We start from the raw sequence: 266 nt of genomic DNA on the forward strand, positions 1-266 counted from the left end.
TGTGGCTGATCCACTTACAGACCAGGTTCTGTTCGTAAAACGTATCCCGTCTGAGACAGCTGCCCGGATTACCGAAGTACTCGTGGAATATGGATTAGATGTTATGCTGCTGCATGAGTCATACGCGGTTACCAATAAGAGCTGGAAATGGAGAGACCTGTTCCCGTTATTGAACCCTTCTGCACTACGTCAGCTGTGGAAGAATCTATATCCGCTCAAGATCATGGCGTCCTGCCGGGTGGTTGACTACGTACGCGATAATGATG

1 pseudogene is annotated in these 266 nt (G+C 48.9%); it reads left to right on the forward strand.

Annotated features, from left to right (window positions below):
* Window positions 1-266 (forward strand): annotated as a pseudogene (locus SB775_RS30305) (Cof-type HAD-IIB family hydrolase); the annotation flags it as partial.

It is taken from the genome of Peribacillus sp. SIMBA_075 (assembly GCF_046534585.1).